This window comes from Megasphaera massiliensis, assembly GCF_036305205.1.
Taxonomy (GTDB): domain Bacteria; phylum Bacillota; class Negativicutes; order Veillonellales; family Megasphaeraceae; genus Megasphaera; species Megasphaera massiliensis.
This window is the reverse complement of record NZ_JAXIXE010000009.1, coordinates 37442-53835: the sequence shown is the minus strand read 5'-3', so window position 1 is coordinate 53835 and position 16394 is coordinate 37442. Positions and strand designations below refer to the sequence as shown.

Here is a 16394-nt window from a genome sequence, read left to right as displayed (position 1 = left end):
TTATAATGGATTACACAACACAAATGGATGCGGCCCGCAAGGGAATCGTCACGCCGCAGATGAAGGTCGTCGCTGAAAAGGAAAAGATGGCTATTGAAAAACTGATGGCCCTCGTCGCCAGCGGCAAGGTCGCCATTCCGGCCAATAAGATGCATGAAAGCCTGTCGGCTGAAGCCGTCGGCCAGGACTGCCGCACCAAGATCAACGTCAACTTAGGCGTTTCGCCGGAACACAACAACCATGAAGAAGAACTGCAGAAGGTGCAGAACGCCATCGATATGAAGGCCGAAGCCATCATGGACTTGTCGAACTTCGGTAAGACTCGGGACTTCCGCCGCAAATTAGTCAAAATGTCGACGGCCATGATCGGGACCGTTCCCATGTATGACGCTGTCGGCATGCTCGATAAAGACCTGAAAGACATCAGCGTCGACGAATTCTTTTCTGTTGTCGAACAGCACGCCGAAGACGGCGTCGACTTCATGACCATCCACTGCGGCATGAACCGCAAGACGGCACAGCGCATCAAAGACAATCCGCGCCTGACTAACATCGTCTCCCGCGGCGGCTCGCTCCTCTTTGCCTGGATGGAAATGAACGACCAGGAAAATCCTTTCTATGAATATTACGATCGCCTCCTCGACATCTGTGAAAAATATGACGTCACCTTGAGCCTTGGCGATGCCTGCCGTCCCGGCTGTACCCACGATGCGACCGATGCCGCTCAGATCGAAGAACTCATTACCCTCGGCGAACTGACGAAACGGGCTTGGGACCACAATGTCCAGGTCATGATCGAAGGCCCGGGCCATATGGTGCTCAACGAAATCGCTGCTAACATGAAGCTTGAAAAAAGACTCTGCCACGGGGCTCCGTTCTACGTCCTCGGGCCTTTGGTTACCGATATCGCTCCGGGCTATGACCATATTACCAGTGCCATCGGCGGTGCCATTGCGGCATCGAGCGGTGCCGACTTCCTGTGCTACGTTACGCCGGCAGAACACCTGCGCCTGCCGACCGTCGAAGACGTTAAGGAAGGTATCATCGCTGCCCGCATTGCAGCTCACGCCGCCGACCTCGTCAAAGGTATTCCCGGCGCCCAGGAATGGGACGACGCTATGAGCAAGGCCCGCGTCGAAGTCGACTTTGACACCATGATTGCCCTGTCTATCGATCCGGAAAAATCCCGCCGGTATTATGAATCGAGCAAGCCCGAATGCGAAGGGACCTGCACGATGTGCGGCAAGATGTGCCCGGCTCGTACCATGAAACGCATCCTGGCCGGTGAAGACGTATCGATCCGCTAATTACATAAAATCACCCATTATAAAAGGGGCTGTCCGTGAATGACGTTCACAGACAGCCCCTTTGGCATGTATAAGTTTTTATCGCCAGACCAATAACAGGGAGGCGCCAAATTCTTTTTTAAATTGCTTGTTCAGTTGCTTCATTTCGTAATCGGCGGCGTTATATGTCGAGTCGGGCTTGGTGGATAAGATGACGACGGCGACGTTTTCGGCCATGGTGACGTCGACATCGGTGACGATTTGTTCGTACGTGAGGTCCGAGGCTTCGGCCAAGGCTAAAATGGTCGACAGCTTGCGGATCATGACCCAGTCTTCGGCCGAGGCCATGTGGTCATAGCGGTACGCCCGGAGAATTTTGCGGCTGATGCCGTGGTGGAAGCCGGCGATGAAACCGGTCAGGATCTGTTCGATTTGCGTGAGGCCGTAAAGCGGGGCTTGGGAAATCATGAAGGCCGAATGGCGGGCATGGTCGTAAAAGTTAACGATCTTGCCGACGTCGTGGAGACGGGCCGCTGTCTGCAGCAGCAGTCGTTCGCGTTCGCCGTAGCCATGGAGGGGCTGGAGCTCGTCGAAAAGCTGGGTGGCAATGCGCGTGACCTGCTCATAGTGTCCCTTGTTTAAAATAAAGCCGTTAAGGGTGCCGATAAAATTCTTGACGCTGAAGTCGAGGATGTCGTCGAAACGAGGTGACGGCAGGTTGCAGTACGACGCATAGTATTCAAAGAATAAGCCTTCGCGGAGACCGCAGCCGCTGACGACCATTTCCGAACTGCCGGTTACATCGAAGATGGCTTTGATGACGGCAGCGCCGGCGACGATGAGATCTGAGCGGTCGCTGGAAAGGCCGGGGATCTTCTTACGGTTGGCACTGGAATGGGTCGAGAGGGTTTCAAAGATGTTTTCAAAGTGTTCTAAGGGCATGATGTAATTGTGGAGTTTCGATAACTCATAATTCGTAGCCCGCTGGTCAATTTTGGCAATGTTACGTGCCGTGCCGCCGATTCCGATAATGGGCAGGTTGATATGGGGGAGCCATTCGACTTCATTCATCTTTTTGCGGATATATTTCAAGCAGGCCGCAATCGCTTCCTCGTCTGGGTTGCCCTGGGTGTTGAATTTTTCCGTCAAGGTAACGGCCCCGATGGGGAGGGAGATGGAATGAATGTTTTCGCCGTCCTGGACTAAGGTCATTTCGACGCTGGCGCCGCCTAAGTCGAAGAGGAGAAAGTCCTTCATGGCAATGGTATTGATGACGCCTAAATAGCCGAGGTAGGCTTCGCGCTCACCGGTGATGATGTTCATGGTGATGCCCGTTTCGTCATTGACGCGCTTTAGAAATTCTTCGCCGTTGCTGGCATTGCGGACGGCCGCCGTGGCGACGGCACGACATTCCTTGATGCCGAGAACGGTCATAATATGTTTATAGACATGGAGACAAGTCAAAGCCCGCTGAATCCCTTCTTCACTGAGTGCGCCGGTTTGGTTCAGACCGTGTCCTAAGCGGATGGCTTCTTTTTCTTGATACAGCAGGGAATAGGACTGGTTGTCTGTGATTTGCATGACGACGAAACGTATGGAGTTGGAGCCCAAGTCGATAATGGCTAATTTTTCCATGATATACCTCATTTCTCTATATGTTTACCGGAATCGGTTATCCGTTCTATTATACTACAAATAAATTAGTAAAAAAAAGAAAAATTCCTTCACACTAACTTTTTTGTCCGCATTATGCGGATATCTGCTTTTTTTGTTTTATGGCACCCTGGTTATAACAAGGCGTTTATCCATTGGCCAATTTGAGAAAAAACTGGGATAAATACGCATTGACAGCGGATCGAATAACTTCCTTTCGGCGGAAAAGCAGACGTTTTTTTATGTCCTTGTACAGGAAACAATGAAAGATAAATGTAAAGAAAAACGATGATTTTTTACAAAAAATATACATAACCAAACTAACTTTCATGTATAATAGAAGTAGCCTCCGCGTAACTGCGAGGATATTGTTTAGAAAAGTGGGGAGAATAATGGAAAAAAAGACCCGGAATGTTTTGGGTATCATCCATCTCGGTACGGTCAATATGACGATGAAAATCATCTCTTATTCATCGCTCGACGATATGGAGATCATCGAAAACGTAGCTCAAGAAGTAAAATATGGCGAAATGGTATTTCAGAGCCGCCACGTCAGCTTTCAATCACTGAATGAAATTTGCCAGGTCTTACTGGGATTCCGACAGCTGCTTCGCGACTATGATGTAAAGGACGTTCGCGTTTTATCGACGACGGCTATCAGTGAAGCCGATAATTTGATTAATGTCCTCGACCAGATTCGTATCCGCACAGGGTTCCACGTTGAAGTAACCCACATGACCAAGGAGATTTTCTACAAGTTCTTTGGTCTTTATTATAATGTGCTGAAAGGGAAATTCAACTTTGCCGACAAGGCAGTTATGCTGCTCGACATCACATCCGGCGGCGTTGGCCTGACGGGCTGGAAGAAAGACCACCTCTTGTTCCAGCAGAATATCAACATCGGTTCTCTGCGCATCTTGGAAAACTTTACCGAAAAGCAGCGCAACGAGCTGACCTTCCCGACGGCGGTCCGCGAGTACATTTACGGCACCTTGTACCCCTTGTGGAAGGGCGTTCAGCAGTACGATATCAAGTATATCGTACTCTCCGGCCGAGGCGGCAGCCTTATCGCACGGATCATGGGTAAGGCCAGTGACGACGGCTTGTTCCTGATTACGGCGCAGGAACTGCGTCAATTCATCTATTCTTTAAAAGGCGTTACCCCTTTTAAACTCATGAAGCGTTTCGGCTTGTCGCAGAACCTGGCCAACGTCATTATGCCGACGATTCTCTTGTACTATGAACTCCTTCGGCTGGTGGACATCGACATGCTGGTCGTCATGCCGACGACCTTTACTGAAGGCTACACGATGTACTATGTGGCTCAAAAAACGAAGCATCCTTACATAGAAAAACTACAGGCCCTGCGCCTCGATATGATGCGCCGCATGGCGAATAAATACTTGTACGATTCCATCCATTCGACACGAATCGAAGGCTACTGCAACGTTCTCTTTGAGGCCCTGTACAAATTCATCGGTCTTCGTTATGAAACGAAATACTTGTTGCAGATGGCTGCGATTTTTCATGAAACGGGTAAATTTATCAATATCCGCAAACACAATCTCTGTACGTATAACCTCATCGGAGAGACGGATATCTTCGGCTTGGCCGACGATGAAAAACAGATCCTGGCCGCCGTCTTGTATTACGCCTTCGATGGGACTTTGCAGGAGTCATCGGCCGTCTATCACGAGTTGACACCCCGTCAGAAAGTCATTACCGCAAAATTAACGGCTATTTTCCGACTGGCTGACTCTTTGGATAAGAGCCATTTAGGCAAAATCAGTGATCTTCGGGCCGAACTCGGTGAAGATGAATTGATCGTCTATTATACGGCCGATTCCGATATTTCTTTGGAACGCTGGACCTATATGAAGATGGCTGTCAACTTTTCCGAAGTCTTTGGCATTTCGACGAAATTAGTGAAAGGATAAGATAATTATGCCAGATTTTACAGATGCTCAATATTATTTAAATCGCGAATGTACGTGGATCAAATTCAACGAACGGGTTTTGCGCGAAGCTATCGTGCCGTCGAACCCTTTGTTGGAACAGCTGAATTTCATCGCCATTGCTTCTTCGAACTTGGATGAATTCTTCATGATTCGCGTCGCCGGTGTCAAACACCTCGTCGAAAGTGGTGTCAGACATATCGATATTGCCGGCATGACCCCGGCGGAACAGTTCGATGCCATCCAGTCCATGGTCCACGAACTCGTCGCCGACCAGTACCGCTATTACGATGGTATTCAGCAGAAATTACAGGATCACGGCATTCACTTTATCGGTGTCGACGACCTCAACGAAGACCAGCATATGTGGCTCGACGAGTTCTTCGGCCGCGAAATCTATCCCGTCGTTACGCCCATGGCCGTCGACTCCAGCCATCCTTTCCCGTTCTTGTCCAGCCTGAATCTGGACTTGGCCGTCCTCCTTCGTCGCAAGCACGGGGATCCGTCGGTCAAGACGGCCATCCTGCCGGTGCCGTCGTCGGTCATCAACCGCATCATCGAAGTTCCCCAGAGCGTGTCGCCTGTGGGAGAGCAGGCCGAAGGCCATCAGTTCCTCTTTTTGGAAGACATCATCGCGGCCTATGCCGATCGGTTCTTCCTCGGTTGTGAGATCTTAGAAGTGGCTCCCTTCCGGATTACCCGTGATGCTGACCTGGCTATCGACGACGACGTAGAAGATCTGTTGGTCGAAGTAGAAAAGAGTTTGAAAAAACGCCGCAAGGGGGCAGCCGTTCGCCTCGAGCTGGCAGCTTCCTCGAGCCGCATGATCCGCGAATTCCTGCGCGACGAATTGCAGCTGGAAGAACGGGATATCTATTATATCCCGGGGCCCCTTGACTGCAAGGTATTCTTCTCCTTCGTCGGCATCGAAGGCTTCGACGGACTGCGCTATCCGCCGGTAAAACCACAGCCGTCGTCGGAACTGGCGGCCATGGGCAGTACCGATATCTGGTCGGCCATTGCCGAACGGGATATCATGGTGCACCACCCGTATGAAACCTTTGAAACGGTAGAATACTTCATCCATCAGGCCGCTATCGATCCCGACGTTTTGGCCATTAAACAGACCCTGTACCGCGTCAGCAGTCAGTCGCCGATCATCGCAGCCCTGGCTCAGGCGGCCGAAAACGGCAAGCAGGTCACGGTCCTGATGGAAGTCAAGGCTCGCTTTGACGAAGAAAACAACATTCTCATGGCCCGTAAGCTGGAAAAAGCCGGCTGCCACGTCATTTACGGTATTATGGGGCTCAAGACACACTCGAAGATCACCCTCGTCGTCCGCCGGGAAGAGGACGGTATCCGCCGCTACGTCCACCTGGCAACGGGCAACTATAACGGCAAGACGGCACGCATCTATACTGACGTCGGTATCTTGACGTCTAATACCCTCATCGGAGTCGACGCGTCGGCTTTCTTTAACCTCTTGTCAGGCTATTCCGATCCTCCGGAATGGAATAAACTGGCTGTGGCACCGTTGAACCTGCGGGAAACCATTTATCAGGAAATCGACCAGGAAATCGCTTGGGCCAAAGCCGGGAAAAAAGCGCTCATCGTCGCTAAGATGAATTCGCTCCTCGATAAAGAAGTCATTGCTAAACTCTATGAAGCCTCGGCAGCCGGCGTCAAGATCCACCTCATCGTCCGCGGTATCTGCGTCCTTCGTCCGGGCCTCCCCGGCATCAGTGACAACATTGAAGTCCACAGCATCGTCGGCCGCTTCCTGGAACACAGCCGCTTATTCTACTTCTATAACGGCGGCAGTGAAGACGTCTTCATTTCCTCGGCTGACTGGATGCCGCGAAACCTGAATGAACGCGTCGAATTGATGACACCTGTCGAATTTGCACCTCATAAAGAACAGATTAAACATATCCTGAAACTCTATTTTGATGACAACGTCAAAGCCTACGCCATGAATCAAGACGGTTCGTACCGTTATCTGGCTGACGAACGAACAGGAAAAGCGGTTAATGCCCAGGATACCTGCCAGCGTGAAGCGGAAAAACTTCCGGCACACCGCAAGCGTGAAGTGCGGAAGCTGCGCAATATCGTCCTTCGCCCGCGTCCGACGGATCCGACGGAACAGGGCGACAACTAAATTGACAATGCCTGCGGCCTTTGCTAAAATGGTAAGAAACGTTTTAGGAGGCATGGCATGGAGTGGAAAAAATTCAGTATACTGAGCTTTAAGCGAAGAGGGCCGATCACGCAGATGTATGCGACCATGATTGCCTTATTGGTCCTCGTCTCGCTGACCGGCTTCATCGATAAAGGAAAGTCGGTAACCCTTGTGGCCGACGGGACGACCCGCCAGGTGTATACCCATGCCGTCAATGCAGATGCCTTGCTGCGTGAGTATAATATCGAGATGGGGGATCATGACGAAGTCACCATGTCGACGGCGGAACTCGACGACGGCAGTTACGTCAAAGTACGCCGGGCCATTCCCGTGACCCTCGTCTACAGGGGCCAATCGCAGACGGTGTATACGGCTAAGCGCAATACCCAGGAAGTAGCCGAGCAGTACGGGTATTCAAAAGAAAAATACCGCCCTTACGGCGACATTCAAAAGCCCCTCCAGGCCGGACAAAACATCGTCATCGGCAACGTCTCGCGCAAGACGATTACGGAAGATGACGTCGTACCCTATGCTGTAGAAAGTATTCCCGATGAAAACTTAGGGCAGGGGGAAGAACAAGTTGTCCAGCAAGGGCAAAATGGCCGCAAGCGAGTGAAGTTGAACATCGTCAGCGTCGACGGTCAGGTTGCCGATAAAGAGACGATTTCAACAGAGCTCATTTCAGAAATGCAGCCTATGGTCCGCAAAGTGGGCACCAAGGCAACGGTTGAAATCAACACCGGTTCCATTTCGCATTACCAAAAAGTCATCGCCATGGAAGCGACGGCTTATTTGCCTACCGATGGCGACGGATTGGGGATTACCCGCATGGGAACCCGTGCCCGCTATGGCGTCGTTGCCGTAGACCCCAACGTCATACCCTTAGGCTCGACGGTATACATTCCCGGTTACGGCGTAGCTCGTGCCGAAGATACAGGCGGGGCCATCCTCGGCAACCGCATCGATCTCTGCATGGAAGACTACGATGTTTGCATGGCCTTTGGCCGCCGCATGGTACCGGTCTATATTTTACAATAATATGTGCCAAGAAAAGGGCCTGCTGCGTCAGGTCCCTTTTTGCGCATCTTGCAGGCAGGGAAGCGGTATTTCACCTCTTGCCCTCCATGGGGAGATGTGATATAATATTCAAGGTTTGAATACCAAGATTCAAAATACACACGCTTGGCGAGTCCAGCACTGTGCCCGTTTCTTAGGAATACGGGTGAAGATGGGCGATGACCGGGCGGAGGAAAAAACAGGAGGAATCACACATTATGGCAGTAGTATCTATGAAACAATTATTGGAAGCCGGCGTTCATTTTGGTCACCAGACCCGCCGTTGGAACCCGAAGATGGCTCGTTTCATCTTCACCGAACGTAACGGTATCTACATCATCGACTTGCAGAAAACCGTTAAGAAAATGGACGAAGCTTACAATTTTGTCCGCGATTTGGCAGCTGAAGGCGGCAAAATCGTATTCGTAGGCACGAAAAAACAGGCTCAGGAATCGATTAAGAGCGAAGCAGAACGCTGCAACCAGTACTTCGTCAACGAACGTTGGCTCGGCGGTATGCTCACCAACTTCCAGACGATTGAAAAACGCGTAAAACGCTTGAAAACGTTGGAAAAACAGGCTGAAGACGGCACTTTCGAAGTATTGCCGAAGAAAGAAGTTACGCTCCTCAAACATGAAATGGAAAAACTTCAGAAATACCTCGGCGGTATTAAAGATATGAAGAAGCTCCCTGATGCTTTGTTCATCATCGACCCGAAAAAGGAAGAAATCGCCGTTGCAGAAGCTCGCAAACTCAACATCCCTATCATCGCTACGGTTGACACCAACTGCGATCCCGACGTTATCGACTACCCGATTCCGGCCAACGATGACGCTATCCGCGCCGTAAAACTCTTGACCGGCAAAATTGCTGACGCTGTCCTCGAAGGCAACCAGGGCAACCAGACTGAAGCCGGTGCAGCTGAAGAAACGACGGAAGAAGCAGCTGCAGAATAAGACAACTTATTCTCTGAGAATTAAATGGTTATACATAAAGGTAAGGAGCCTTCGCTTCTTACCTTTATTCAAACGGTATATTAAACTTACTTTTAGGAGGAATACTCATGGCTATTACAGCAGCAATGGTAAAAGAATTGAGAGAAAAAACAGGGGCAGGCATGATGGACTGCAAAAAAGCACTGACCGAAAGCAACGGCGATATGGACAAAGCCGTCGACTTGCTTCGCGAACACGGCTTAGCTGCAGCTGCTAAAAAAGCAGACCGCATCGCTGCTGAAGGTTTGGTTTATTCTTACATCCATGGCAACGGCCGCATCGGTGTTCTCGTCGAAGTCAACTGCGAAACGGACTTCGTCGCTCAGACCGACAATTTCAAAGCACTCTGCAAAGATATTGCCATGCAGATCGCTGCTGCAAAACCGGCATACCTCAAACGTGAAGAAGTTCCGGCTGACGTTTTGGAACATGAAAAAGACGTCCTTCGCCAGCAGGCTCTGAATGAAGGCAAACCGGAAAAGATCGTCGAAAAGATGATCGTCGGCCGTATCGAAAAATTCTACAAAGAAAATTGCCTCCTCGATCAGGAATTCATCAAAGATTCTGACAAGACGGTTCAGCAGGTCGTTACCGAAGCCGTTGCTAAGATCGGCGAAAAAATCGATATCCGCCGCTACACCCGTTACGAATTAGGTGAAGGCCTTGAAAAACGGAATGATGATTTCGTTTCTGAAGTAATGGCACAAGCTAAATAAGATTTCATAAGAGAACACCCAACCCGTGTTCTCTTATTTTCTAATTGAACATTTGCCAACATACAGAGGAGGCCCTTCTTTTATGGAACCGAAAAAATATAATCGTATCGTATTGAAACTGAGCGGCGAAGCATTGGCCGGCAAACAAGGCTACGGCATCGACCCGGAAACGGTAGAAACGATTGCCAAACAGATCGTCGAAGTCAATAAGCTCAATATTCAAGTCGCCATCGTCGTCGGCGGCGGCAATATCTGGCGCGGCCTGTCCGGTTCTGCCAAAGGCATGGATCGGGTATCGGCTGACTACATGGGCATGCTGGCCACGGTGATGAACTCGTTGGCACTCCAGGATGCCATGGAAAAGAACGGTGTCGCTACCCGCGTTCAAACGGCGATTAATATGCAGCAGGTTGCAGAACCCTATATCCGCCGCAGAGCGATCCGCCATATGGAAAAAGGCCGGGTCGTCATCTTTGGTGCCGGTACGGGCAATCCTTATTTTTCGACGGATACGACGGCAGCCCTGCGTGCTGCTGAAATCGAAGCCGATGCCATCCTCATGGCTAAAAACGGCGTAGACGGCGTCTATGACAGTGATCCCAAGCTCAATCCCGATGCCAAGATGTACAAGCGCCTGACCTATCTTGACGTCATTAACAAGGATCTCAAGGTTATGGATGCGACGGCAACGACTTTGTGCCGCAACAATAATATTCCTATCGTCGTCTTTAATATCGACAAGCCCGGGAATATTGTCGCCGCTGCCAGCGGAAAAGATTTAGGTACTTTGGTCGACAAAGAAGACTAAACGCTGTATGATATACTTATAAAAATAAAATAAGGAAGTGATTGATGTGGAAGTAAAAGAACTGCTCGCTCAGCACGAAGCCAAGATGGACAAGACGATTGAAGCGTTGAAACGGGAACTGACCTCCATCCGTACGGGCCGTGCCAGCACGTCCCTCTTAGACCGGGTCATGGTCGATTACTACGGGACGCCGACGCCGGTGAACCAAGTGGCTAACGTATCGGCTCCGGAGCCGCGGATGCTGACCATCGTTCCTTGGGAAGTAAAGATGCTCGGTGAAATCGAAAAAGCCATCTTAAAGTCCGATTTAGGCCTCAATCCCAATAATGACGGGAAAATGATTCGCTTGGAAATTCCTCAATTGACGGAAGAACGCCGTAAGGAATTGAGCAAGAAAGTCAGCAAGGTCGCCGAAGACTCGAAAGTTGTCGTCCGCAATATCCGCCGTGACGCCAACGAACTCATCAAGAAGATGGAAAAGAAAAAGGAAATCTCGGAAGATGACAGCAAGGAAGGTCAGGACAATATCCAGAAACTGACCGATAAAAAAATCAAGGCCATCGACGAAATCAAAGCAAAAAAAGAAAAAGAAGTCATGGCTGTATGATGGATATACGGATTTTTATTGGCATGCCGTTACGGTATGCCAAATCTGTATTACAGGAGAAAAATATTCCTTACGTCGTAGAACGGACGGTGTCGCGGTCCCGCTTTTTCCGCTGCGACCCGGAGCAGACCTACGTCATCCGCGCTAAAGCCGGTGATGACGGTGTCATATCGCTTTTGGTCAATGACAGCCTCGAGATGAGCGAATCCGTGGCCGACGCACTGTCCAAGGGAGACATGCAAGATGATTAACTTTTTTGGCAATAAAACAGAACCTGCTGAAACGGCAGGGAATCATGGCCTTGATATGAATAACATTCCCCGTCACGTAGCCATCATCATGGACGGCAACGGCCGCTGGGCCAAACGCAAGGGGATGCCGCGCAGTTACGGCCATCGTGCCGGTGCCGATACGCTGAAGCGGATCGTCATCGCTGCAGATGAACTGGGGATTAAAGTCCTGACGGTCTATGCCTTTTCGACGGAAAACTGGAAGCGGCCGGAAGAGGAAGTTTCGTATATTATGAAGCTGATGAAAAATTATCTCAGCCATAATTTACTCCAGCTTAAGGAACATAACGTACAGCTGCACATCATCGGCGACAAGTCACGTCTTCATCCGGAACTGCAGGAGGCCTTCGCTCAGGCGGAAGCCGATATGGCGGTCAATACGGGCCTTATCCTGAATGTCGCCGTCAATTACGGCGGTCGTTTGGAAATGGTTCAGGCTGTCCGCCGCCTGGCTGACGATGTCAAGGCCGGTCGCTGTGACGTCGGCGATATTGATGAAGACCGGTTGTCGAGCTATCTTTATACGGCACCGGACAATGACGTTGATTTGCTTATTCGTCCCGGCGATGACAAAAGGGTCAGCAACTTTCTCCTTTGGCAGATGGCTTATGCCGAATTTTGGTTTACGCCTCTTTGCTGGCCTGATTTTACGAAAGAAACGCTTGTCGAAGCTATCTCATCCTTTCAAGGCCGAGAACGTCGCTTTGGCGGTTTAAAATAAGGCAGGAAGGGTAGTTATCTATGTTGGCAAAACGAATTTTAACGGGCATCATCGGTGGTGCCTTTACCATTTTTGTGGTCTATGAAGGCAATTGGCTGTTCTTCCTGATGATGGCTCTCTTGGCTGTCGTCGCTTGGTATGAATACGGCAACATGGTCCGCAAGCTTCAGGTCGTTACGGCCGATACCGGCGGAGCCGTATGGCTTTTAGCCATGCTGGGAGCTTACTGGTTTGGCAGTACGAAACTGATGTTTCTCTTGGGACTGGTCCTCTTGGTCTGGCTCATGCTGCGGACGGTCTTTTTCCACGATAAGGTAAAGCCCGTCGACAGTGCCTATGCCCTGTACGGTCTCTTGTACATCTGCAGCGGCTTTTTGGCCCTCCTGGCCCTGCGCAGCGGTTCTGCCGTGTCTTTCATGAGCGACAACTTTAGCACGGTCATGGTAGAGCCGGCTCGGTTCTTCGTCTTTCTGCTGATCTTCTCGACCTGGGCCAGCGATACGGCGGCCTTTGCCGTCGGCAAGATGATGGGCAAGGTAAAGTTGTGCCCGTCTATCAGCCCCGGTAAGACTCGGGAAGGGGCCATCGGTGGCTTTATCGGGACCTTGGTCGTGGCAGTCATTTTTTCACTGATTTTTCAGTTTTCCATTCTCCACGCCTTAGCCCTGGGCGTCATCATCGGCATCATGGCACCTCTCGGCGATTTGGCAGAATCCATTTTAAAGCGGGTTTCGGGTGTCAAAGATTCGGGCAATATCATTCCCGGTCACGGCGGCGTCTTGGACCGTTTCGACAGTCTCCTCTTTGCGGCGCCTGCCATGTATGTCTATTTAATGCTGGTCATTTAAAAGAAGGGACGATATGAAAAAAATCTTGATTCTCGGCAGTACCGGTTCCATCGGGACCCAGGCTGTCGACGTTATCGAAGCACATCCGGAGGTATTTAAACTGGTCGGCGTGGCGGCTTACGGACACTTTAAGGACGTGGCCGCCCAGATAAAACGCCATCACCTCGACCTGGCCTGTATGGTCGAGGAAGGGGCCGCCGAAAAGGTGAGAGATGCTGTCGGCCCGTCGTGCCGCGTCTTTTCCGGAAGCCAGGGCTTGCTGAAGCTCATCGATGAATGTCAGGCAGACATCGTCCTCACGTCCCTCGTGGGAGCTGCCGGTATTGAACCGACTTTGCGGGCCATTGACCGGGGAATGGATATTGCCCTGGCCAACAAAGAAACGCTCGTGGCTGCCGGCGAACTGGTCATGAAGGAAGCGGCCCGTAAGGGTGTCCGCATCCTCCCCGTCGACAGCGAACACGGCGCCATATTCCAATGTCTCGACGGCCGCAAGGCCGACGAAGTCGAAAAACTTTTGATTACGGCGTCAGGCGGCCCCCATTTTCACCGTCCCTTGGCAGACTTTCCGTCCATTACTGTCGAACAGTGCTTAAAGCACCCGACGTGGAATATGGGCGGCAAGATTACCATCGATTCGGCGACGATGTTCAATAAGGGCCTTGAAGTCATCGAAGCTCACTGGCTGTTTGGCATGGACTTTGATAGGATTGAAGTCGTCATCCAGCCGCAGAGTATCGTCCACTCTATGATTGAGTTCATCGACGGCTCGGTACTGGCACAGCTTGGTATGCCCGATATGCGTCTGCCGATTCAGTACGCCTTTACCTATCCGGACAGACTTTCTGTCCGCGGGGCCAAAGCTATCGATTGGAAGACCTTGGGCAGTTTGGAATTTTTCCCGCCTGACGATGAAAAATTCCCCTCCATCGGCCTGGCTTATGAAGCCGGCCGGATAGGGGGGACGATGCCCTGCGTTTTGAACGGGGCCAATGAAGTGGCAGTCTATGCTTTTTTGCGTAAGGAAATTTCTTTTACGCGTATTTTTGAAATTGTCCATACGGTTATGGAGCGGCACGATGTCAAGGGCGAGGTAAGCCTCGAAACGATCCGCCAGGCAGATACCTGGGCTCGCCGCTGTGCTGCTTCTTTATTATAGAAAGGTGAATTCTGTGGGTATTACTATTTTAGCGACCATTTTTGTGTTCAGCATCATCGTCTTCATCCATGAATTAGGCCATTTTGCCACGGCAAAATGGGCCGGCATGCAAGTCGATGAATTCGCTATCGGCTTCGGACCCAAAATATACAGTACACGCCGCGGCGATACGGAATACTCTCTGCGGGCCATTCCCCTCGGCGGGTTTAACCGCATTGCCGGCATGTCTGAAGAAGAGCCGCTCAATGAAAAATCCTTCTTGAATAAATCCGTTCCGGCTCGGCTGGTGGTCATCGCCGCCGGCGGGATCATGAATTTTGTGCTGGCCATCGTCCTTTTTTGGGGCTTGTTCTTTGCCATCGGTACGGTGACCGTGTCGCCGGAAGCCGTCGTTGGCTCGACAATCTCCGGTTCGCCGGCTGAACAGTCCGGCCTTACGGAAGGGGACCGCATCGTTCGCATCGGCAATAAAGACATTTCCCAATGGAGCGATATTTCGGAAGCCGTAGCACCTTACAGTCACGCCGTCGTCACCGTTCAAATCGAGCGGGACGGGAAGCGTCAGGATGTCGAAATGATACCGGAAGTCGACAGCGCGTCTCAAAAAGTCATGCTCGGCGTCATGCCTATGACCACGGAAGAACGCCACGGATTCCTTGATTCGGGCATCATGGCAGTCAAGCGGACGGGGGAAATCTGCCGGCTCATGCTGGTTGGAATTTATCAGATGATAACCGGTCAGGAAAAGGCGGAAGTGGCAGGTCCCATCGGCGTTGCCCAGCTTGCAGGACAAGTCGCGGCCTCGGGATTTTCTAACCTGCTCATGTTTACGGCCTTCCTCAGCATCAACCTGGGGATTTTAAATCTTCTGCCCGTACCGCTCCTCGACGGCGGCTATATCATCTTGTTGATTCTCGAAGGGATTATGCGCCGGCGCATGCCGGGGAAAGCCCTGTACTACATTCAGGTTGTCGGGATGGTACTCTTAGGATCTCTGTTCCTCTTTGCCATGTTCCAGGATATCAGCCGTTTTTAGAAAGGGAGGTCATCGATGAAACGCAGACAATCGATTCCGGTTCAGGCCGGAAACGTTACCATTGGCGGCAGTGCGCCTATCTCGATTCAGACCATGTCGACGGTAAGCCCGGCACATACCGCAGAGGCCATTGCCGATGCCAGAAGGCTGGCCTCTTATGGTGCTGAAATCCTGCGCTTTGCCGTCCCCGATATGGAAGCGGCCAAAGGGCTGTCAGCCGTCGTAGAGGCCGTCGATATTCCTATCGTAGCCGACATCCACTTTGATTATCGATTGGCCCTGGCTGCCGTTGACAGCGGTGTCCAGGCCTTGCGCATCAATCCCGGCAATATCGGCGCCGATGACAACGTCGTCCGCGTCGTCGAAAAAGTAAGGCCCAAGGAAATTCCCATCCGCATCGGCATCAATACGGGATCCCTTCCGGCCGATATCCTGAAGGCCCATGGCGGCCATCCGACGGCAGCGGCCATGGTAGAAGGAGCCTTGCGCCATATTCGTATTTTAGAGCGCCTCGATTACCGAAATATGGTCATTTCCCTCAAGGCTTCCGACGTGCCGCTCATGATTGAATCGTATCAGGAACTGGCCGATAAAGTGCCCTATGCCTTTCATTTAGGCGTCACTGAAGCCGGCCTCGTCCGGGACGGAAGCATCAAGTCCGCCATCGGTATCGGGACTTTATTATACCAAGGTATCGGGGATACGATTCGCGTATCCCTTACGGATGATCCGGCGGAAGAAATCAAGGTCGCCCAGACCATTTTAAGCTCCCTCGGACTGCGTCGTTTCGGACCGACCCTCATTTCCTGTCCGACCTGCGGCCGTACGCAGGTACAGCTCATCGAGCTTGCCAAAGAAGTCGAAGCGGCCATTTCCCACTTGACCGTTCCCATTAAGGTCGCCGTCATGGGCTGCGTCGTAAACGGCCCGGGAGAGGCGAAAGAAGCCGATTTCGGCATTGCCGGCGGAAAGGGGAGCGGTATCGTCTTTGCCCATGGCAAGGTCCTTCGTACGGCACCGGAAGATCAGCTCGTCGCTGCTCTTTTGGAAGAAATAGAAAAATCAATCGCAAAGGAGTCTTAACT

At 51.3% G+C, this 16394-nt stretch carries 15 protein-coding genes; 14 read left to right on the top strand and 1 reads right to left on the bottom strand.

The annotated features are described in order from the left end of the window. The first annotated feature begins 5 nt into the window (after nt 1–5). The gene (gene thiC / locus UCI88_RS01645) at nt 6–1307 is read left to right on the top strand and encodes a phosphomethylpyrimidine synthase ThiC (RefSeq protein WP_044504100.1); all 1302 of its coding nucleotides are present in this window, start codon (nt 6–8) and stop codon (nt 1305–1307) included. A 78-nt stretch (nt 1308–1385) separates the two neighbouring features. On the opposite strand, the gene ppx is transcribed toward thiC, so the two are convergent. Continuing rightward, on the bottom strand, nt 1386–2921 hold the full coding sequence (gene ppx / locus UCI88_RS01640; protein WP_044504099.1) for an exopolyphosphatase: 1536 nt from the start codon (nt 2919–2921) through the stop codon (nt 1386–1388). A gap of 410 nt (nt 2922–3331) precedes the next feature. On the opposite strand from ppx, the gene UCI88_RS01635 reads away from it, so the two are divergent. From UCI88_RS01635 to ispG, 13 genes are all read left to right on the top strand, one after another. Continuing rightward, a complete protein-coding gene (locus UCI88_RS01635) occupies nt 3332–4876 on the top strand; it encodes a Ppx/GppA phosphatase family protein (protein WP_044504098.1) in 1545 nt (514 codons plus the stop codon). Between the two features lie 7 nt (nt 4877–4883). Further along, nucleotides 4884–7052 carry a polyphosphate kinase 1 gene (ppk1, locus tag UCI88_RS01630; RefSeq protein WP_225069667.1) on the top strand — a complete coding sequence of 723 codons (2169 nt, stop codon included), beginning with the start codon at nt 4884–4886 and terminating at the stop codon, nt 7050–7052. A gap of 57 nt (nt 7053–7109) precedes the next feature. After that, nucleotides 7110–8111, top strand: a complete 1002-nt coding sequence (locus UCI88_RS01625; protein ID WP_256179955.1) for a G5 domain-containing protein — start codon at nt 7110–7112, stop codon at nt 8109–8111. A 236-nt stretch (nt 8112–8347) separates the two neighbouring features. Continuing rightward, entirely contained in the window at nt 8348–9085 is a 738-nt protein-coding gene (gene rpsB, locus UCI88_RS01620) for a 30S ribosomal protein S2 (protein ID WP_044504095.1), read from the top strand. 107 nt (nt 9086–9192) lie between these two features. Continuing rightward, nucleotides 9193–9840, top strand: a complete 648-nt coding sequence (gene tsf / locus UCI88_RS01615) for a translation elongation factor Ts (protein ID WP_065360530.1) — start codon at nt 9193–9195, stop codon at nt 9838–9840. Between the two features lie 82 nt (nt 9841–9922). Beyond that, nucleotides 9923–10648, top strand: coding sequence for a UMP kinase (pyrH, locus tag UCI88_RS01610; protein WP_044504093.1), 726 nt, complete (start codon nt 9923–9925; stop codon nt 10646–10648). 46 nt (nt 10649–10694) lie between these two features. Further along, nucleotides 10695–11255: a ribosome recycling factor gene (frr, locus tag UCI88_RS01605; protein WP_065360529.1), complete on the top strand. Its 561-nt coding sequence runs from the start codon at nt 10695–10697 to the stop codon at nt 11253–11255. Beyond that, a complete protein-coding gene (locus UCI88_RS01600) occupies nt 11252–11506 on the top strand; it encodes a hypothetical protein (RefSeq protein WP_083122463.1) in 255 nt (84 codons plus the stop codon). The genes frr and UCI88_RS01600 overlap by 4 nt, the downstream gene beginning before the upstream one ends. Next, on the top strand, nt 11499–12266 hold the full coding sequence (locus UCI88_RS01595; RefSeq protein WP_044504092.1) for an isoprenyl transferase: 768 nt from the start codon (nt 11499–11501) through the stop codon (nt 12264–12266). The genes UCI88_RS01600 and UCI88_RS01595 overlap by 8 nt, the downstream gene beginning before the upstream one ends. Before the next feature lie 20 nt (nt 12267–12286). Further along, nucleotides 12287–13114, top strand: coding sequence for a phosphatidate cytidylyltransferase (locus UCI88_RS01590; RefSeq protein WP_044504091.1), 828 nt, complete (start codon nt 12287–12289; stop codon nt 13112–13114). 13 nt (nt 13115–13127) lie between these two features. Further along, entirely contained in the window at nt 13128–14273 is a 1146-nt protein-coding gene (locus tag UCI88_RS01585; protein ID WP_256179956.1) for a 1-deoxy-D-xylulose-5-phosphate reductoisomerase, read from the top strand. A 13-nt stretch (nt 14274–14286) separates the two neighbouring features. Next, nucleotides 14287–15309, top strand: coding sequence for an RIP metalloprotease RseP (gene rseP / locus UCI88_RS01580; RefSeq protein ID WP_044504089.1), 1023 nt, complete (start codon nt 14287–14289; stop codon nt 15307–15309). Nucleotides 15310–15324: 15 nt separating this feature from the next. Then, nucleotides 15325–16392, top strand: a complete 1068-nt coding sequence (gene ispG / locus UCI88_RS01575; protein ID WP_256179958.1) for a flavodoxin-dependent (E)-4-hydroxy-3-methylbut-2-enyl-diphosphate synthase — start codon at nt 15325–15327, stop codon at nt 16390–16392. Nucleotides 16393–16394 lie beyond the last annotated feature (2 nt).